Raw genomic sequence first — 19389 nt, forward strand, 5'->3', positions numbered from 1 at the left:
CCGCCAGCCCGCGCGCCGGGCAGGATGAGGACGGACCCCGCGATAATGCAGATCGCGCGGCGCGGCAATTGACGCAAAGTGGGTTCAATGATGCGCGCGATGCGGTAACGATGGGGCATGGACGAAGTCGGCGCGATCGTTGTGGGGGCAGGCGTGGTGGGCCTTGCGATCGGGCGCGCGCTGGCGATGGCCGGCCACGAAGTGATGATCCTCGAGCGCGAGGCGCAGTTCGGCACGGTCACCTCCTCGCGCAACAGCGGGGTGATCCATGCCGGGCTCTACTATCCCGACGGCTCGCTGAAAGCCCAGCTCTGCGTCGAGGGGCGCCACCTGCTCTACGATTTCTGCGAAAGGCGCGACGTCGACCACCGCCGCTGCGGCAAGCTGATCATCGCCGCTAGCGAAGAGGAATTTCCGGCGCTCGATGCGGTGATGGCGCGCGGGGCCAGTGCCGGGGTCGACGATCTCGTGCGGATCAGCCCCGAAGAGGCCCGCGCGATCGAACCCGCGCTGACATGCGCGGGGGCCATCCACTCGCCCTCGACCGGCATCGTCGACCAGCACGGCCTGATGCTGGCGCTGCTCGGCGAGGCCGAGGCACACGGAGCAATGCTGGTGTGCGATACGCCAGTCGATGCCATCACCAGAAACGGGGCATGCTGGACGGTACAAGCCGGCGAGACGCAGCTGGCAACCCCAATCCTCGTCAATGCCGCCGGGCTCGGTGCACAGGCATTGGCACGTACGATCGAGGCCCTCGATCCCGAACTGGTGCCACCGCTGTTCCTCGCGAAAGGGTGCTACTTCTCCTACGCCGGGCGCGCGCCCTTCACGCACCTGATCTATCCGGTGCCCGGGCCGGCCAGCCTCGGCACCCATTTCACCCTCGATCTGGGCGGACAGGCGCGCTTCGGGCCCGACATCCACTGGGTCGATGCGATCGACTACACCGTCGATCCCGCCCTGAAGCCCGAATTCCTGGCCGCCGCACGCCGGATCTGGCCCGATGCCGAGGAAGAACGGCTGCAGCCCGCCTACGCCGGCATCCGCCCCAAGCTGGCCGGCCCGGGAATGGCGACCGCCGACTTCATGCTGCAGGACGAGACAACCCATGGCCTGCCCGGCCTCGTCAACCTGTTCGGCATCGAATCGCCGGGCCTCACCTCCTCGCTGGCGATTGCCGAGCGGGTGGCCGCGATGATCGGCACGCGTCCGCACCGCTGACGGCCGCAAGGGCCCGAGAGGAGCACCTTCGAACCCAAACGGGTTCGCAAGGCCGACCGGCCGCCCGAGCTTATGCGAGGAAAGCCAAGGCGACGGATGTCGCCGCCCGGCGCTTGAGGGAAAAATAATGGCGCGCCCGGCAGGGTTCGAACCTGCGACCCCAAGCTTAGAAGGCTCGTGCTCTATCCAGCTGAGCTACGGGCGCGCGCCCGGCCTCCCATAGCGTGGTTCAGGCCGTGCGCAAACCGCGAGAAGCCAGCAACTTGTGCTTTGCGCACATCGCCTAGGCAGGTTACCCAAGCGGCATGAGCGATCAGCACCTCTCCCGCATCCACGGCAAGGCCGGCGCGCGGCGCCATTTCCGCTATTTCGACTACCTGATGGTCGCCTTCGTGGTGATCCTGCTGCTGTCGAACCTGATCGGCGCGGCCAAGCAGGCGCAGATAGAACTGCCGCTGGTGGGCACCTTCACGTTCGGCGCGGGCGTGCTGTTCTTCCCGATCTCCTACATCATCGGCGACGTGATGACCGAGGTCTATGGCTATGCCAACGCGCGCCGCTGTATCTGGGCGGGCTTCTTCGGTCTGCTGTTCATGGTGCTGATGAGCGCGGTCGTGGTCTATATCCCGGCCAACCCGGAATGGGCGATCGCGTCTGCCACCTACACGATCAACGGCCAGCAGGTGACCGCACCCAACCAGGCGGCCTACTATTCGATCTTCGGCCAGACGCCGCGCATCGTTCTCGCCTCGCTGGTCGCGTTCTGGGCGGGCGAGTTCGTCAATTCCTTCGTGCTGGCGCGGATGAAGGTGATGACCGGGGGCAAGTACCTGTGGATGCGCACGATCGGATCGACGGTCTTCGGCGAAGGTGTGGACAGCGCGCTGTTCTATCCGCTCGCCTTCCTCGGCGCGCCGGGCTTCACGCCGGAACTGATCATCACGCTGTCGCTGACCCAGTGGACCATCAAGACGCTGTGGGAAGCGGTGCTGACGCCGTTCACTTACCTCATTGTCGGCTTCCTCAAGCGGCGCGAGGGCGTGGACGTCTACGACGACGACGTGGACTTCTCGCCCTTTGCCAAGACCGACGCGGTGTGATGCTCCTGTGGCCATGACGGCCCGCAGCGGCTAGTCCCGCGCCGACCATGCTCGACCGCATCCTTCTTTCCCGTTTCCGCAACCACCGCGAGACCGCGGTGGAAGGGACGGCGCAGTTCAACCTGCTGGTGGGAGAGAACGGCGCGGGCAAGACCAATGTGCTCGAGGCAATCAGCCTCTTCGCGCCGGGCCGGGGCATGCGGCGCGCGCAGCTGACGGACATGCCGCAGCAGGGCCTCGATGACGGCGGCTTCGCGATCAGCGCCTCGCTGGTGCTGCCCGGCGGCGATCCGGTGCGCCTGGGCACGGGTGTCATGGCCGAGCGGCCCGGACGGCGGATCGTGCAGATCAACGGCGCGGAGGCCCCCGCGGTGCGGCTGGCCGAATGGCTCTCGATCGGCTGGCTGACCCCGGCCATGGACCGCCTCTTCGTGGAAAGCGCGGGCGCGCGGCGGCGCTTTCTCGACCGGCTGGTGCTGGCCCTGCGGCCCGATCATGCCAGCAACGCCTCGCGGCTGGAAAACGCGCTACGCGAACGCAACCGCCTGCTCTCGGACGAGCGTACGCCCGATCCGCACTGGCTTGATGCCATCGAGATGCAGATCGTCGAGGCAGGCGCTGCCGTCGCCGCCGCCCGCGCCGATCTCGTCGCGCGGCTGGATGCGGCCCTTGCCGGCTTGCCGGATTCGCCCTTTGCCCGCCCCTCGCTCGCCTACCAGCCGGGCGGACCGATCGGCGCCGAGGCGCTCGCCATGGCGCTGCACGAGGGGCGCGCGCGCGACCGCGCCGCCCAGCGCACGCTCACCGGGCCGCACCGCGACGAACTGGCGGTGACGATGGCGGGCAAGGGCCAACCCGCCGCCGAATGTTCGACCGGCGAGCAGAAGGCGATGCTGATCGCGATCACGCTCGCCCATTCGCAATTGCTGGAAGGGACCGGCGTGCCCCACGAGGAGGCCCGCCCGCGCCTGCTGCTGCTCGACGAAGTCGCCGCGCACCTCGATCCCGTCCGGCGCGAGGCGCTGTTCGACCGGTTGCGTGCGGGCTCGGCGCAGGTCTGGCTGACCGGCACCGAAATCGCCCCGTTCGAGGCAATCGCGCGGGAAGCGGCCGTGTGGGAAGTCAGCGGCGGGACGGTTCGGCGCCTGCCTTAGGATGTAGATCTGACACCCGCACCTCCGCTTTCGCGGGGGCGACCGGTATCAAACGCAGAGCCCTGCGGAACAAACCCTCCCCGCACGCGGGGAGGATAGCTCGGCTCAGGCCGCGTCCTTCTTGCGGCTGGCGCGCTTGCGCTCGTGCGGGTCGAGGTGGACCTTGCGCAGGCGGATCGACTGCGGCGTCACTTCGACCATTTCATCGTCGTCGATATAGGCGATGGCCTGCTCGAGCGTCATGACCTTGGGCGGGGTGAGGCGGATCGCATCGTCCTTGCCCGAGGAGCGGATGTTGGTCAGCTGCTTGGCCTTCATCGGGTTCACTTCGAGGTCATCGGGCTTGGCATTCTCGCCGATCACCATGCCCTCATAGAGCTTTTCCTGCGGGGCCACGAACAGGATGCCGCGGTCTTCCAGGTTGTTGAGCGCGTAGGCATTGGCCTCGCCGGTGCCGTTCGAGATCAGCACGCCATTGAGGCGGCCTTCGATCGCGCCCTTGTAGGGGCCGTACTTCTCGAACAGGCGGTTCATGATGCCGGTGCCGCGCGTGTCCGAAAGGAACTCGCCGTGGTAGCCGATCAGACCGCGCGAGGGAGCCGAGAAGGTGATGCGGGTCTTGCCCACGCCCGAGGGGCGCATGTCGGTCAGCTCGGCCTTGCGGCGCTGCATCTTCTCGACGACGGTGCCCGAGTGCTCGTCGTCCACGTCGATCACGACGGTTTCGTACGGCTCGGTGCGGCCGCCTGCCTCGTCGGTCTTGAACAGCACGCGCGGGCGCGAGATGCCGAGTTCGAAGCCTTCGCGGCGCATCGTTTCGATGACGACGCCCAACTGCAGTTCGCCGCGGCCAGCAACCTCGAAGCTGTCCTTGTCCTCGCTCTCGGTGACGCGGATGGCGACGTTGGTTTCGGCCTCGCGCATCAGGCGGTCGCGGATCAGGCGGCTCGTCACCTTGTCGCCTTCGCGGCCCGCGAGCGGGCTGTCGTTGACGGCAAAGCGCATGGCGAGCGTCGGCGGATCGATCGGCTGGGCCTGGATCGGCTCGGTAACGGCCGGATCGGCGATGGTGTTGGCAACGGTCGCCTTTTCGAGACCGGCGAGCGCAATGATGTCGCCCGCGCGCGCTTCTTCCACCGGCACGCGGTCGAGACCGCGGAAGGTCATGAGCTTGGAGGCGCGGCCGGTCTCGATCACCTTGCCGTCGCGGTCCATCGCGCGGATCGGGTCGTTGATCTTGAGCACGCCCGACTGGACGCGGCCCGTGAGCACGCGGCCCATGAAGTTGTCGCGGTCGAGCAGGGTGGCGAGGAACGAGAAAGGCGCATCGGCATCGAGATCGGGCGCCGGAACGTGATCACGGATGAGCTGGAACAGCGGCTCCAGCGTGCCTTCGCGGGCAAGGATGTCATCGCTGGCATAGCCGTTACGACCCGAGGCGTAGAGCACCGGGAAGTCGAGCTGTTCGTCGTTCGCATCGAGGCTGACGAAGAGGTCGAACACTTCGTTCAGGACCTCATCGGCGCGGCCGTCGGGACGGTCGATCTTGTTGACGACGACGATCGGCTTGAGGCCGAGGCCCAGCGCCTTGCCGGTGACGAACTTGGTCTGCGGCATCGCGCCTTCCGAGCTGTCCACCAGCAGGACAACGCCATCGACCATCGAGAGGATGCGTTCCACCTCGGCGCCGAAGTCGGCGTGGCCCGGGGTGTCGACGATGTTGATGCGCAGGCCTTCCCACTCGATCGAGGTCGGCTTGGCCAGAATGGTGATCCCGCGTTCCTTTTCCAGATCGTTGGAGTCCATGGCGCGCTCTTCGATGCGCTGGTTGTCGCGGAAGGTACCGGACTGGCGGAACAGCTGGTCGACAAGCGTGGTCTTGCCGTGGTCGACGTGCGCAATAATCGCGATATTGCGCAAGGGAAGCGGGGCGGACATCGGTAGCCTTACAATTCGAGGGGGCCAAACGGCATGCTTGCGGAGAACGCATGTTGCACCGCAAAATTTGCCGCGCCCTTAGCCGATGCCGACGATTCCGGCAAGCACGCAAGTATCGGACATTCTGTGGCGCAACTGTCACATAGCGGCAGAATGTCTGCAGTCTTTTCCCCCAATCGATTGTCCGCACCGAACGAAGATCTTAAGAACCGAGCCATGACGGCGGTGAGCCCGGGAAGCGAATGACACAGGCAACCGCGCAGAAAGGGACGAGGTTTTTCATGATTACTATTCCAGCAGGCTCGACCGCGCGGTCGACCAGCATGGCGCTCCGACGCATTCGCGTTGCAGGGCTGATGATCGGCACCGCGATGGCCACTTCGGCCTGGAGCCCGGCAGCCATGGCGCAAGACGCGCCCCAGGCGGCCGACGAGGTGTTCTCCGACGAGATCGTGGTCACTGCCACCAAGCGCGAACAGACACTGCAAGACGTGCCCGTCGCGGTCAGTGTCACCACCAGCGAGACGATCGAGCGCGCGCAGATCCGCGATCTCCAGGACCTCCAGTCGGTTGTCCCCTCGCTGCGCGTGAACCAGTTGCAATCCAGCGCCAATACCAACTTCTACATCCGTGGCTTCGGCAACGGCGCCAACAACGCGGGCATCGAACCCTCGGTCGGCCTGTTCATCGACGGCGTCTATCGCTCGCGCTCGGCGGCGATGATTGCCGACTTCCCCGATGTCGAGCGCATCGAAGTGCTGCGCGGGCCGCAGTCGACGCTGTTCGGCAAGAATGCCTCGGCCGGCGTCATCTCGATCGTGACCCGCAAGCCCGAGTTCACCTTCGGCGGCAATGTCGAGGCCAGTTACGGCAATTACAACGCCGTGGTCGTCAAGGGCCGCGTCACCGGGCCGGTCAGCGACACCGTCGCGGTCAGCCTTGCCGGCGGGCTCAACAAGCGCGACGGCATCGTCAGGGATCTCGCCACCGGAGGACGCACCAACGAGCGCGACCGCTGGTTCGCGCGCGGCCAGCTGCTGTTCGACAACAACGACGGCCTCGAAGTGCGCCTGATCGGCGACTACGGCAAGATCGACGAGAACTGCTGCGCCGCCGTCAACCTGCGCCAGGCACTGCCGACAGCGGCGATCTTCGCGCTGGGCGGGGCGGTGAACGCCCCGGACGAGAAGTACGACAACATCACCTACAACAACTTCGAAAGCTCCAACAACATCAAGAACTGGGGCTTCTCGGGACAGATCGACTACGATCTGGGCGGCACGAAGCTGACATCGATCACCGCCTATCGCCGGGGCGACGTGCTGACCAACCAGGATTCGGACTTTTCGAGCGCGGACCTGCTCGGCCGTAACTGGCAGGACCTGCGGATCAAGACCTTCACGCAGGAACTGCGCGCCAACTTCGACATCGGTGACAGGCTGCACGGCCTGATCGGCGCCTACTACTTCAACGAGAAGATCAGCCAGAACAACGAGGTCTACTGGGGCACCCAGGCGCGCCCCTACGCCGACCTGCTGATCCAGAGCCTTTCCGGCGGCGCGCTCAGCATTCCCATGCTGGAAACCACGTTCGGCGCGCTCGAAGGCGATCCGACGAAGTATGCGGGCCAGTTCTACCTGCCCGGCACCGGCCTCGACGAAGCCTACAAGCTCAGGAACGAGGCTTGGTCGCTGTTCGGCCAGCTCGATTTCGAGGTCGCTCCGGGCCTGACCATCACCGGCGGCATCAACTACACCCACGACAAGAAGCGCTTTGCCACCAACACGACGTCCAGCGACACCTTCGCGGGCATCGATTTCGACAGCGCCGCCTATACCCCGCTCCGCCAGCAGCTGCTGTACTTCGGCGCGCTGGCGCAGGGTCTCGATGCGGCCACTGCCGGGGCCTACGCGGCGGCCAATGCCGACAATCCGGCGGCCAACCCGCTCAACCCGTTGCGCGCGCTGCAGTACTTCCCGCCCTTCATGAACGTGCCCAACGCGGTGGAGGACGGCAAGGTGAGCGACGGCAACGTCAGCTATACCGCCCGGGTAGCCTGGGACATGACGCCCTCTGTCAACGTCTATGCGGCCTTCGCGACCGGCTACAAGGCCGCCTCGATCAACCTCTCGCGCGATAGCCGCCCGACCCCGGCAGACCTCGCGCAACTGCGCGCGCAGGGGCTGGCGGTGACCAACCTGACGGCGGGCAGCCGCTATGCGAACCCGGAGGATTCGACGGTCTACGAGTTCGGCGTGAAGGGCAACTGGGGCATCGTCTCTGCCAACGTCGCGGTGTTCAAGCAGATCATCAAGAACTTCCAGTCGAACATCTTCACCGGCTCGGGCTTCTTCCTCGCCAATGCAGGCAAACAGTCAGCCGTCGGCATCGAGTTCGAAGGATCGGCCAAGCCGATCGATCCGCTGACGCTGACGCTGTCGATGACCTACCTCGACGCCAAGTACGACAGCTTCCTGCTCTCGGCCTTCGGCGACCTTTCGGGCACCCGTCCGGCCGGCGCCTCGCCGCTTTCGGTGACCTTCGGCGCCGAATACGTGCAGCCTCTGGACAACGGTGACCGGATCATCCTGCGCGGCGACTATCACTACGAGGCCCTGTTCCAGATCAACGAGGGCCTGCCCGGGCTCGTCGTGCGCGATGCGACGGGCGCGGTCACCGACGTGACCGCCGCGCTCGCCGCTGGCCGCGAGTTCAAGCAGGACATCAACGACGTGAACGCCTCGCTCACCTACGCGATGGACAACGGCCTCGAATTCTCGATCTGGGGCCGCAACCTGCTCGACAACCGCTCGATCCTGCAGATCTTCGACAGCCCGGCGCAGCCCGGCTCGATCTCGGGCTATCCGAACCAGCCGCGCACTTATGGCGTGGCGGCGCGCTACCGGTTCTGACACCGGAGCGCGATAACGGACCCCGGCGGGAGGGGAGAAGCCGCTCCGGGGTTCGCAAACTGCCAAGGGATGCGTGGTCGGGGGGCCGCGCATCCCTTTTTCTTGCGCCCCTGGCGAAATACCTATAGCGGGCCCCGATGTAATTCCGGGAACAGTCATGCTCGAATACATGATCATGCCGTTCTACCGCTACGCCGATTTCAGCGGCCGGGCGCGGCGCATGGAATTCTGGTCGTTCGCGTTCCTGAACTTTATTGTGACGTCGATCCTCGTCACCCTCGCCTTTTCAACTGGCTTTTCCCACCGCGCGCTGATCCGGAAAGCGGAATTCGGCGGCTCGCTCGGTATCGCGGCGATCGCCTTCTTCGCGATCCTCGCCATGTACAGCCTCGCCGTACTGATCCCCCTGATCGCGACCAACGTGCGCCGGCTGCACGACCGCAACATGAGCGGCTGGTGGTGCCTCGCCTTCGTGGTGCTGGGCGTGATCCCGGTCTTCGGCTGGATCGGCAGCATCGCCTACCTGGTGATCATGTTCCTGCCCGGCACGGCCGGCCCGAACCGTTACGGCGAAGACCCGAAGGCCCCCGACGGATCGGAAGTTCCGATCTCGGGCGCCTGACACGCCAACGCTCCGCAAAATGGAGCTACAAGGGTAGCCGTTGCGTGCCCTTTGATGAAGATCCTGCAACCCGTTAACTTGTCCTGCGTGACTTGGGCTATATTGCATCCGAACCTGTGACAAAGGGGGCACTATGTTTCAGTACATGATCATGCCGTTCAATCGGTATGCCGATTTCAGCGGCCGGTCGCGGCGCATGGAATACTGGGGCTTCACGCTCCTCAACGCGATCATCATTTCCGTCTTTGTGATAGCCGCGATGGGCTTCAACACGTCGATCCTCTCGTCTTCGCTGGAAGGTGCCAGGCCCGACATCAGCGGCGGCGTGTCGATCTTCCTGATACTGGGCTTCATCTACATCCTGGCCGTGCTGATCCCCAGCATCGCCGTGACCGTACGCCGCCTGCATGATCGCGACATGAGCGGCTGGTGGTATCTCGGCTTCATCGTGCTGGGAGCGCTTCCCGTTATCGGCCTGATCGCCAGTCTGGCCATGCTGGTGATCATGTTCCTGCCCGGCACGGCAGGCCCAAACCGCTATGGCGAGGACCCCAAGGACCCGACCGGGTCGAGCATCTTCGCCTAGAGCTCCCGAAGCGCCCGCGCCGGTTTCGCCCGCAGCAGCGGCAGCGAGCCGGCGAGCGCGAAGGCGAGGACCAGCACCAGCCCTGCCCCCAGCACCGCCAGGACGCGCGGCCAGTTAGGCAGCCAGTCGAATTCGAACAGCCTGGCGATCACCGCCCAGGCCATCACGCTGCCCGCCGCGAGCGCGACGGCGGCGAGGACCAGCACCAGCAGCCCGTATTCCGCGATCTGCAGCACCAGCAATTGCCGCCGGCTCGCGCCGAGCACGCGCAGGATCACGTTGTCGTAGGTCCGGCTCGCCCGCGCGGCGGCGATGGCGCCGAGCAGCACCGCGAGCCCGGCCAGCACCGCCACCGAAGCCGCAGCGAGGATCGCGGTCGACATCTGGTCGAGCAGCGTGCGGGCATCGCGCAGCAGGGTGCCCGTCTCGATCACCGAACTCGATGGGAAGGCGCGCGCCAGCCGGGGCAGCAGCCCTGCCGTGGGCGTGCCGGTCGGAACCTCGATCGTCGCGGCAAGGTTGTGCGGGGCATCGGCCAGCGCATTGGGCGAGAAGACCAGCACGAAGTTGAAGCCCATCGTGTCCCAGTCGATCCGGCGCAGCGCCGCCACCCGCGCGGTGCGCTCCACCCCGAGCACGCCCACGGTCACGTAATCGCCCACCTTCAGCCCCACGGCCTCGGCGAAAGTCTCATCGAGCGAGACCAGCGGCTCGCCGCGATAGATCTCGGGCCACCACTTGCCCGATGTCACCGTGCTGCCTTCGGGCAGACCCGCCGAATAGGTCAGCCCCCGCTCGCCGCGCAGCGCCCAGGCATTTTCTGGGATATCCTCACCCAGATCGGCGACGCGGGTCATGTGGCCTTTCGGCCCATAGGCGAGGATCTTGCCGCGCAGGTTGGGCACGATCTTGGTCACCGCACCCGGCACGGTCTGCTCCACCGTCTCGCGAAACCGCGCGGCGCCGTCCTGCGGCACGTCGAGGACGAAGAAGTCGGGCGCGCGCGCGGGCACCGACTTGCGGATATTGGCATCGAGGCTGGTCTGCACCGCGGCGATCAGCACGAAAGCGGAAAGGCCAAAGCCGAGCGCGGTCACCAGCGCGCCGGTCTGCGCGCCCGGCCGGTGGAGATTGGCAAGCCCCGCGCGCAGCATCGGATCGCGCGGACGCGGCAGGCGCGCCGCCGCCTTGCGGATCGCCAGCCCGACCAGCGCCAGCAGGCCGAGCATCACGCCCGCCCCGGCAAGAAAGCCCACCGTCACCAGCGGCTGCGCCGCATTGGCCAACGCCAGCGCGACAATCGCGGCAAGCCCCAGCCCGACCGGAAGCGCCAGCGCCTTGCCGCCCGCCGCCAGCGGGGAAACCCGCGCGCGCATCAGCGCCATCGCCGGAAAGCTGCGCGCCCGCACCAGTGGCGGCGCGGCGAAGACCAGCGCCACCAGCAGGCCATAGGCCGCCGCCGTCGCCAGCGCCGCGGGCGAAACGGTGAAGCCCGTGCTGACCGGCAGCAGCGTTCCCAACGCCTTTGCCAGCAGCGGCGTCACCAGCACGCCCGCCAGCAGCCCGGCCAGACTGCCCACCACGGCCGCCGCGCCCACCTGCAGCAGATAGATGCGCGCGATGTCCCCGCTCGTCGCGCCCAGCACCTTGAGCGTCGCGATCGAGGTGCGCCGCGCCTCCAGATAGGAGGACACGCCCCCGCCGATGCCGATCCCGGCGATCACCAGCGCGGCCAGCCCGACCAGCACCAGAAATTCGCCCATGCGGCTGACGAAACGCTCGGTGGACGGCGTCGCCTTCTCCCGCGTGCGGATGCGGAAACCGGCATCGGGAAAGCGCGCCTCAAGGTTCTTGGCCACCGCTTCGGGATCGGCATTGCCCTTGAACTTCACGCGCACGGCGCTGCGGTACATCGCCCCCGGCGCGGTCAGCCCCGCGCGCTGCGGCAGGTCGAGCGGAACGATGGCGACATCGCCGAGCGCAAAGCCCTCGCCAAGCTGTTCGGGATCGGCCGTGATGATGCCGCCGACTTTCACCGGCTCGCCGCCGATCCTGAAACTGTCGCCCGCCTTGATGCCCAGCCTTGCGGCCGTGCCTTGCGCGATCCACGCGGTGCCCTCGCCCGGCGCGCCGACCGTGCGGCCATCGGTCAGCTTGAGACTGCCATAGAGCGGCCAGTCGCCGGCCACCGCCTTGAGCGCGACCGGCGCGGTGAGATCGCCCTTGCTGGCAATCGCCTGCATCCGCAGCCCCGGCGAAACTTCGCCCAGCGGCGCCAATGCGGCCATCTCGGCATCAGTGAGCCCCCGCTGCCAGACGCGCAGTTCGATGTCGCCGCCCAGAATCTCGCGCCCGCGCGCGCCCAGTTCACGCTCGATCGAGCCGGTCAGCGTCCCGATCGCGGCAATCGCGCCCACGCCCAGGAACAGGCAGACGAGCAGCAACCGCAAGCCCCGGAACCGCGCCGAAAGATCGCGCCGGGCGATAGTCCATGCGGTGCGCCAGGGCAGGTTCACGCGCCCGTCCTCCCCGGCACGGGGAGGGGGACCATGCGCAGCATGGTGGAGGGGATTCTCGTCCCCGCGAGGCGGTATCGTGAGGAGGCGAGTCCCCTCCACCACCCTTCGGGCGGTCCCCCTCCCCGTGCCGGGGAGGACAGCGTCACGCGATTTGCCTCACCCACGGCTGTCACTCGCAATCCGTCCATCGGCCAGCGTCACCACGCGCTCGCACTGGCGGGCAAGGTTCTCGTCGTGGGTGATGATCAGCAGGGTCGCCCCGGCCTCGGCGCGGCGGGCGAACAGCAGCTCGATAATCGCCGCCCCCGTCTTCGCATCGAGGTTGCCGGTCGGCTCGTCGGCAAAGACCAGCGAGGGGCGCGGGGCGAGCGCGCGGGCAATGGCGACGCGCTGCTGCTCACCGCCCGAAAGCTGCGTGGGGTAATGCGAAAGGCGGTGCCCCAGCCCCACGGCCTCCAGCTCCGCCTCGGCCCGCTCGCGCGCCTGCGGCATCGCGGCCAGCTCCAGCGGCGTCGCCACGTTTTCCAGCGCGGTCATCGTCGGCAGGAGGTGGAACGCCTGCAGCACCACGCCGATGCGGCCGCGCCGCGCGCGGGCCAGCGCGTCCTCGTCCATCCCCGCAAAGTCCTGCCCGGCGACCGCAAGCGTGCCCGAACTCGCGCGTTCGAGCCCGGAAAGCACCGACATCAGCGACGACTTGCCCGAACCCGAAGGCCCCAGCAGTGCCAGTGTCTGGCCTTGCGGCACGGCCAGATCGATGCCGCGCAGGATTTCGACGGCGCTGTCGCCGCTGCCCAGCGTCAGGCGCAGGTCACGGGCAAGGACAGCATGTTCGGGGGACTGGGAAGGACTTGTCACCTGCCCCATATGGGATAGCAAAGCCCCACCCTACAAGCGCTTCTTCCCCGGAGACCCTCTTGCGCCGCCTTCGCCCCGCCCTGCTGCTCCTGCCCGCCCTTGCCCTCGCCGCCTGCGACAAGGCCGCCCCGCCCGCCCCCGAACAGACGCAAAGCGCGCTCGATGCCCCGCCCGAAATCCCGGTCATGGGGCCCGAGCGCCCGATCCTCGCCTTCGGCGATTCGCTGCTGGCGGGCTATGGGCTGAAGGACGGCGAATCCTATCCCGCACGGCTGGAACAGGCGCTGCGCGCGCGCGGCGTCAACGCCCGCATCGCCAATGCCGGGGTTTCGGGAGATACCACCGCAGCGGGCCTGCAACGGCTCGACTTCACGCTGAAGAGCCAGCCCGCAAAGCCCCAGCTCGCCATCATCAGCCTGGGCGGCAACGACATGCTGCGCGGCCTGCCGCCTGCCGAGACGCGCAAGAACCTGGAGGCGATCCTCAAGCGGCTGACCGACGACAATATCCGCGTCGTCCTGCTCGGCATGCTCGCCGCCCCCAACCTGGGCAAGGACTACGCCGAAAAGTTCAACCCGATCTACCCACAACTGGCGCAGAAATACGGCGCAACGCTGGTGCCCTTCTTCCTGCAGCCGGTGATCGACAAGCCCGACCTGATGCAGGACGACCACACGCACCCGACCGCAATCGGCGTGGACGCCATCGTCACGGCCACCCTGGACGATGTCGCGGACGCGCTGCCGAAGGAGAAGTAGCTGGCGGGTGACAGCTCAAATGTCCCGTCGAAGCACCCGAGAGCCATTAGCAAATTGTAATCGGACAGACTTGAAGTCCTTTCCTACCATCGTTCGAACATCGCGACATTCTTGAACGAGGGGGGGAAACATGGACTTCGATGCAAATATTGCCGAACTGCAATCCCGGCTGCGACAGCACCGCGAAATCCTCGAGACGGAAGAAGCTGCCAAGACAACATTGGTGCTGCCTTTCCTGCGCGCATTGGGATTTGACGTGTTCAATCCGGCTGAGGTGAAGCCGGAATTCACTTGCGACGTCGGAACCAGGAAGGGCGAGAAAGTCGACTATGCCCTTTGCGTCGGCGGTGAAGTGACTGTCCTCGTCGAATGCAAATCCGCATCCAGCGATCTGTCCATCAAGCATGCAAGCCAGCTGTTCCGTTATTTCGCAGCGACCAATGCGCGCGTTTCGCTGCTCACCAACGGCGTGACATACAAGTTCTTCACCGATTCCGACAAAGCCAACATGATGGATGAGGCTCCATTCTTCACGTTCAACCTCGACGATTACCGCAAGTCCGACATTCGTAATCTGGCGGCGTTCCAAAAGTCGGAATTCGATGTCGATCGCATCGTCGCTCAAGCCGGGACGCTGAAACTGCAATCGCAAGTCCTGGCGGAATTGAAGAAGGAGTTCGCAGAGCCGTCCGAGGAATTCGTTCGCGTGATCGCTGCGCGCCTGCACGACGGCATGCTGACCAAGCCGGTTCGCGACAAATATCAGGCGGCCATCACACAGGCCATCGGCGCCTTGATCCGTCAGGGGATCGACGAGCGTCTCCAGAATGCGATGAAGCGCAATGACGAGCCCGAACCGAGTGACGAGCCAGCCCCGGATGGCAACAGCATCGAGACGACGCAGGTCGAAATCGACGGCTTCAACATCATCCGTGCCATCTGCGCAAAGGTCGTTACCCCCGACCGTATCGTGATACGCGACGCCAAGTCCTATTGCGCCGTTCTGCTCGACGACAACAATCGCCGCACGATCGCGCGCATGCACTTCAACAGCCCGACCGCCCGTTACCTGGGCGTGTTTACAGGCAAAGACGAAGAACGTCGGCCCGTGTCCGGCCCCGTCGACATATACCAGCACGCCGACGCCTTGCTTGCACGGATCAACGAGCTCGAAAGTGGCTCGTAATTGACCGACCGATTCAGGGCGCGTCACGCCGGTGTGAAACACATTGATCATCATCAAGGTACTGCCCCGGCTCCGGTGCTTCATTGTCTCGCGATGGCGCGGTTGTTTCGTTCTGCCGGGGCCGTTGGAGGAGCTATCTATGAAACGTCCCTTGATCCTGGCCTGTCTGGCAGCATCGACCCTGTCGCTCTCGGCCTGCTATCACGACGGGTATAACAGCCGCGTCGCGGTGAGCTGGTCCACTTATCCCTATTATGGCTGGTACGACGGCTATTATGGCACGATCTATGACGGCTACTGGGTGGACAACCTGTTCTACTACCGCCTGAGCCCGCAGGACCGCGCGTTCCGGCGTGGCGACCCGCAGCACTTCCGGCGCGGCGATGTGCGCCCGGCTGAACCCCGCTTCCGCCGTTTCGACGGTACGCTGCGGCGCCCTCCGGAAGGAACGCGCATGCCGCGCTTCACACCCCCGCAGCAGGACCGGCGCGAAAACCGCGACAGGCGTGATCGCCGCGATCCGCGCTGATCGCATCGCCCCGGCGCCTTGCAGGCGCCGGGGCCGACGCCATTCGCCGGGCTTTCCTACAGGCCTGCGGGCATGCGATAAGGATGGTGCTCCTTGACACGTCCATCCTCTTGAAACGAAGCGATTTCATCGATCCGCTCGAAAAATTCGCCATGCGCGTCACGGCTGAAGATCGCGAAATTCCAACCGGGCGAAAATCGTGACCTTCGCCGGGCCCTGCCCTGATCCTGTCTTGCCCGATACAATTTACGACAAATTCAGTAACGGTTCAGTCCCGCCCTGCCAGTCTTGCCTTCCATCGTGCCCGCCGAACCGCCGTCACCCGGTTGGACACTGACAAGGGAGACGCACAGAATGAAGATCCGTTGGAAGACACTCGCCGGCAGGCTCGGCCTCGGCACGGCACTGGCCGCATCGGCGCTGATGGCGGCATCGCCCGCCATGGCCCGCGATCACTACCGCGACCGCGGCGACGATGCCGCGATCGCCATCGGTGCCGGCATCATCGGGCTCGCCATCGGCGCTGCCATCGCCGACAACCACGACCGGCGCTACTACGACCGCGGCTGGTATCCCGCCCGCCGCTACGTGACCGTGCGCGGCTATCCCGGGTACTACTATTACTACGACGGTTACCCGAACCGCTACTACCGCGACCGATACTACGATCGCTATTACGCGCCCTACTACCGTGATCGCTGGAGCCGTGGTCGCGACTGGCGACACGACCGCCGCGACTATTACCGCGATCGACGCGACTATTACAGCGATCGCCGCTACGACCGGCATTACGGGAACCGGCACTATCGGGACGACCGCGACTACCGCAGGGACCGCGACTGGCGCCGCCGCTAACCGCAAGCGCAGACGACACTAATATCCCCCCGGTAGCCGGCCTTGCGGCGGGCCGCCGGGGCGGAAGCCCCCTCGCCAAGCGCGCCCGGTAAGGCTATGGCCGCGTCCACGATGACCCCCTCACTGGACACTGCCGACCTGCGCATCGCCCTTTTCTCGGGCAACTACAACTACGTCCGCGACGGAGCGAACCAGGCGCTCAACCGGCTGGTGGGGTATCTCCTGCGTCAGGGTGCGCAAGTGCGCGTCTATGCCCCGGTGGTGGCCGAACCCGCGTTCGAGCCGACCGGCGATCTCATCGGTGTGGGCGCGGTGCCGATCCCAGGCCGCGCGGAATACCGCGTTCCCCTAACCCTGTGGGGCAAGGCCAGGCGCGATCTTGCCGCCTTCGCGCCCAACGTGGTCCATGTCGCCTCGCCCGATCCGGTGGCGCATCAGGCCGTGACATGGGCAAGAAAGCGGAACCTGCCGGTGCTTGCATCGGTCCACACCCGCTTCGAGACCTACCTGCGCTATTACAACATGGCCTGGGGCGAGCCGGTGATCGAGGCGATCCTGCGCCGCTTCTACCGCCGCTGCGACGCGCTGGTCGCGCCATCGGAAAGCATGGCGCAAGTGCTGCGCGACCAGCGCATGAACTACGACGTCTCGATCTGGTCGCGCGGCGTCGACCGCGAGATCTTCCATCCCGGCCGGCGCGACCTCGACTGGCGGCGCGCCCACGGCATCGGCGACGATGAGGTAGCAATCGGTTTCCTCGGGCGGCTGGTGATGGAAAAGGGCCTCGACGTGTTCTCCGACACACTCGACGAGCTGGGCCGCCGCGGCGTGAAACACAAAGTGCTGGTGATCGGTGAGGGGCCAGCGCGCGAATGGTTCGAGGCACGCCTGCCCGATGCCGCCTTCGTCGGCTTCCAGCAGGGCGCGGACCTGGGCCGGGCGGTCGCCTCGATGGACGTGCTGTTCAACCCCTCGGTCACCGAGACGTTCGGCAACGTCACGCTCGAAGCCATGGCCTGCGGCCTGCCCGTCGTCGCGGCCGCCGCCACCGGCAGCCAGAGCCTCGTCGACGACCGCGTCTCGGGCCGGCTAATTCCGCCGGGCGCAATCCACCAGTTCGCCGAGGCACTCAAGGCCTACATCGTGGACCCCGCCCTGCGCCGGGTCCACGGAGACGCCGGCGAGGCCCGGGCGGCCGAGTTCAGCTGGGACCGCATCAACCAGGCGGTCGCCGACACTTACGTCCGGCTGATCCGCCAGAAGAGCCGCCGCTAGCGGAGCACACCGCGCCCGCGCATCCGGATCGCATACCAGAGCAGGGCCAGCGCCACGATCCAGATCGCCACGGAAAAGGCGACGTTCGCGGGCGTCGTCATGCTCGCCGGCATGTCAGAGGCAAGCTGCCACAGCAGGGTGCCGGCCAGCCCGGCAAGCGAAACGGCGAATGCCGTGACCGCCCACCGCGAACGCAGCAGCAGCAACAGCGATCCCGCCAGCGCGCCCCACACACCCATCGCCCAGACCACCAGCGAGACCGTCGGCGCCGCATCGAGCCAGTCGATCACCTCGGGCGGAAACTGCGCGATATAGGCGGGCTCGCGCGTCACCGTCATGGTGAAGTCCGCGCATCCCATTGCATTCCAGAGCAGCGACAGGACCGCGATGATCCAGAACCACCACGATGCCTTCGCGGCGGCCTGCATGCCTGCTTGAACCATGGCGTCTCTCCCTGCAGGTGCCGAAGGCTTGGAGACTATCCCGCTCCTTATGCCGATGCAATCGCGCGCAAGACACGCTAGATAGCCCCCATGGCCGATCTCTTTGCCGATGACCCTCCCCCCTCCTCCGCTTCCGATGAACCGCGCGAGGATGCCCCGCTCGCAGACCGCCTGCGCCCGCGCACGCTGGACGATGTCGTCGGGCAGGAACACCTGACCGGCCCCGAAGGCCCGATCGGGCGCATGGTCGCGGTCGGACGTCTTTCCTCGATGATCCTGTGGGGACCGCCGGGCACGGGCAAGACCAGCACCGCGCGCCTGCTCGCCGATGCCGTGGGCATGCGCTTTGCCGCGGTGAGCGCGGTGTTCTCGGGCGTCGCCGATCTCAAGAAGGCCTTCGCCGAGGCTGAGACAATGGCGAAAGCCGGCCAGCGCACGCTCCTGTTCGTGGACGAAATCCACCGCTTCAACCGCGCCCAGCAGGACGGCTTCCTGCCTTTCGTCGAGCGCGGCACCGTCACGCTCGTCGGCGCGACGACCGAGAACCCCAGCTTCGCGCTCAACGCCGCGCTGCTCAGCCGCGCGCAGGTGCTGATCCTGCACCGGCTCGATGTCGAGGCGCTGGGCACCCTGCTCGACAAGGCCGAAGCGCTTGAAGGCCCCCTGCCCCTCGATGCCGATGCCCGCGAGGCGCTGATCGCCTCGGTCGACGGCGACGGGCGCTTCCTGCTCAACCAGGCCGAGACTCTCTACGCCGCGAAGATCCCCGAGCCGCTCGATCCGGCGGGGCTGGGCCAGTTCCTGCAGCGCCGCGTGGCGGTCTATGACAAGGACCGCGACGGGCACTACAACCTGATCTCCGCCCTGCACAAAAGCCTGCGCGGTTCGGACCCGCAGGCCGCTCTCTACTATCTCGCGCGGATGCTGACGGCGGGCGAGGAACCGCTCTACGTGCTGCGCCGCCTCGTGCGTTTTGCATCGGAAGACATTGGGTTGGCCGATCCGCAGGCGCTGATCCAATGCCTTGCTGCCAAGGACGCCTACGAGTTCCTCGGCTCTCCAGAGGGCGAACTCGCCATCGTGCAGGCCTGCCTCTACCTCGCCACCGCGCCCAAATCGAACGCGGCCTATGCGGCGCAGAAGGCCTCGTTCAAGTCGGCGCGCGAGACGGGTTCGCTGGCCCCGCCCGCCAATATCCTCAACGCGCCGACCAAGCTGATGAAGGACATCGGCTACGGCAAGGACTACGCCTACGACCACGATGCGCCCGACGGCTTTTCCGGCGACAACTACTGGCCCGAAGGCATGGCCGCGCAGACCTATTACCAGCCCGTCGAACGCGGCTTCGAACGCGAGGTCCTGAAACGCATCGAGTGGTGGGACAGGAAGCGGGCCGAACGGCGCGACCAGTGACGCGCCCGCGCTTCCGG

General features: G+C 66.4%; 16 protein-coding genes and 1 tRNA gene. 12 read left to right on the forward strand and 5 right to left on the reverse strand.

Going from position 1 to position 19389, the window contains the following annotated elements; genetic code table 11:
• The first annotated feature begins 117 nt into the window (after positions 1-117).
• On the forward strand, positions 118-1224 hold the full coding sequence (locus NZK81_RS04910) for an NAD(P)/FAD-dependent oxidoreductase (RefSeq protein ID WP_260044441.1): 1107 nt from the start codon (positions 118-120) through the stop codon (positions 1222-1224).
• A gap of 128 nt (positions 1225-1352) precedes the next feature.
• Here the strand turns inward: NZK81_RS04910 and NZK81_RS04915 are convergent.
• Positions 1353-1429 (reverse strand) — tRNA-Arg (locus NZK81_RS04915).
• Between the two features lie 100 nt (positions 1430-1529).
• Between NZK81_RS04915 and NZK81_RS04920 the strand changes: the two genes are divergently transcribed.
• A complete protein-coding gene (locus NZK81_RS04920; RefSeq protein WP_260044444.1) occupies positions 1530-2324 on the forward strand; it encodes a queuosine precursor transporter in 795 nt (264 codons plus the stop codon).
• A gap of 47 nt (positions 2325-2371) precedes the next feature.
• Positions 2372-3478, forward strand: a complete 1107-nt coding sequence (gene recF, locus NZK81_RS04925; protein WP_260044446.1) for a DNA replication/repair protein RecF — start codon at positions 2372-2374, stop codon at positions 3476-3478.
• A 105-nt stretch (positions 3479-3583) separates the two neighbouring features.
• Here recF and typA read toward each other — a convergent pair whose 3' ends face one another.
• Positions 3584-5416 (reverse strand): translational GTPase TypA, encoded by a 1833-nt coding sequence (gene typA, locus NZK81_RS04930; protein WP_260044448.1) that lies wholly within the window; start codon positions 5414-5416, stop codon positions 3584-3586.
• Between the two features lie 281 nt (positions 5417-5697).
• Between typA and NZK81_RS04935 the strand changes: the two genes are divergently transcribed.
• The 3 genes from NZK81_RS04935 to NZK81_RS04945 all read left to right on the forward strand — a co-directional run bounded on the left by NZK81_RS04935 (position 5698) and on the right by NZK81_RS04945 (position 9536).
• Positions 5698-8328, forward strand: coding sequence for a TonB-dependent receptor (locus tag NZK81_RS04935; protein ID WP_419181651.1), 2631 nt, complete (start codon positions 5698-5700; stop codon positions 8326-8328).
• A gap of 157 nt (positions 8329-8485) precedes the next feature.
• Positions 8486-8950: a DUF805 domain-containing protein gene (locus NZK81_RS04940; protein ID WP_260044450.1), complete on the forward strand. Its 465-nt coding sequence runs from the start codon at positions 8486-8488 to the stop codon at positions 8948-8950.
• Between the two features lie 133 nt (positions 8951-9083).
• The gene (locus tag NZK81_RS04945; RefSeq protein WP_260044452.1) at positions 9084-9536 is read left to right on the forward strand and encodes a DUF805 domain-containing protein; all 453 of its coding nucleotides are present in this window, start codon (positions 9084-9086) and stop codon (positions 9534-9536) included.
• Here the strand turns inward: NZK81_RS04945 and NZK81_RS04950 are convergent.
• Positions 9533-12052, reverse strand: a complete 2520-nt coding sequence (locus NZK81_RS04950; RefSeq protein ID WP_260044455.1) for an ABC transporter permease — start codon at positions 12050-12052, stop codon at positions 9533-9535. The genes NZK81_RS04945 and NZK81_RS04950 overlap by 4 nt on opposite strands.
• Before the next feature lie 159 nt (positions 12053-12211).
• The gene (locus NZK81_RS04955; protein WP_260044457.1) at positions 12212-12922 is read right to left on the reverse strand and encodes an ABC transporter ATP-binding protein; all 711 of its coding nucleotides are present in this window, start codon (positions 12920-12922) and stop codon (positions 12212-12214) included.
• 50 nt (positions 12923-12972) lie between these two features.
• Between NZK81_RS04955 and NZK81_RS04960 the strand changes: the two genes are divergently transcribed.
• From NZK81_RS04960 to NZK81_RS04980, 5 genes are all read left to right on the forward strand, one after another.
• Positions 12973-13671, forward strand: coding sequence for an arylesterase (locus NZK81_RS04960; RefSeq protein ID WP_419181652.1), 699 nt, complete (start codon positions 12973-12975; stop codon positions 13669-13671).
• Positions 13672-13801: 130 nt separating this feature from the next.
• Positions 13802-14857, forward strand: a complete 1056-nt coding sequence (locus NZK81_RS04965) for a type I restriction endonuclease (protein ID WP_260044459.1) — start codon at positions 13802-13804, stop codon at positions 14855-14857.
• A 139-nt stretch (positions 14858-14996) separates the two neighbouring features.
• Positions 14997-15386, forward strand: a complete 390-nt coding sequence (locus NZK81_RS04970; protein WP_260044461.1) for a hypothetical protein — start codon at positions 14997-14999, stop codon at positions 15384-15386.
• 354 nt (positions 15387-15740) lie between these two features.
• Entirely contained in the window at positions 15741-16241 is a 501-nt protein-coding gene (locus NZK81_RS04975) for a hypothetical protein (RefSeq protein WP_260044463.1), read from the forward strand.
• A 123-nt stretch (positions 16242-16364) separates the two neighbouring features.
• The gene (locus NZK81_RS04980; protein ID WP_260044721.1) at positions 16365-17516 is read left to right on the forward strand and encodes a glycosyltransferase family 4 protein; all 1152 of its coding nucleotides are present in this window, start codon (positions 16365-16367) and stop codon (positions 17514-17516) included.
• On the opposite strand, the gene NZK81_RS04985 is transcribed toward NZK81_RS04980, so the two are convergent.
• Positions 17513-17959 carry a hypothetical protein gene (locus NZK81_RS04985; RefSeq protein ID WP_260044465.1) on the reverse strand — a complete coding sequence of 149 codons (447 nt, stop codon included), beginning with the start codon at positions 17957-17959 and terminating at the stop codon, positions 17513-17515. The two genes, NZK81_RS04980 and NZK81_RS04985, sit on opposite strands and share 4 nt — an antisense overlap.
• A 90-nt stretch (positions 17960-18049) precedes the next feature.
• Between NZK81_RS04985 and NZK81_RS04990 the strand changes: the two genes are divergently transcribed.
• The gene (locus NZK81_RS04990) at positions 18050-19372 is read left to right on the forward strand and encodes a replication-associated recombination protein A (RefSeq protein WP_260044467.1); all 1323 of its coding nucleotides are present in this window, start codon (positions 18050-18052) and stop codon (positions 19370-19372) included.
• The last annotated feature ends 17 nt before the right edge of the window (positions 19373-19389 follow it).

The organism is Novosphingobium mangrovisedimenti (assembly GCF_025153475.1).
In the GTDB taxonomy this organism is placed as follows: domain Bacteria; phylum Pseudomonadota; class Alphaproteobacteria; order Sphingomonadales; family Sphingomonadaceae; genus Novosphingobium; species Novosphingobium mangrovi_A.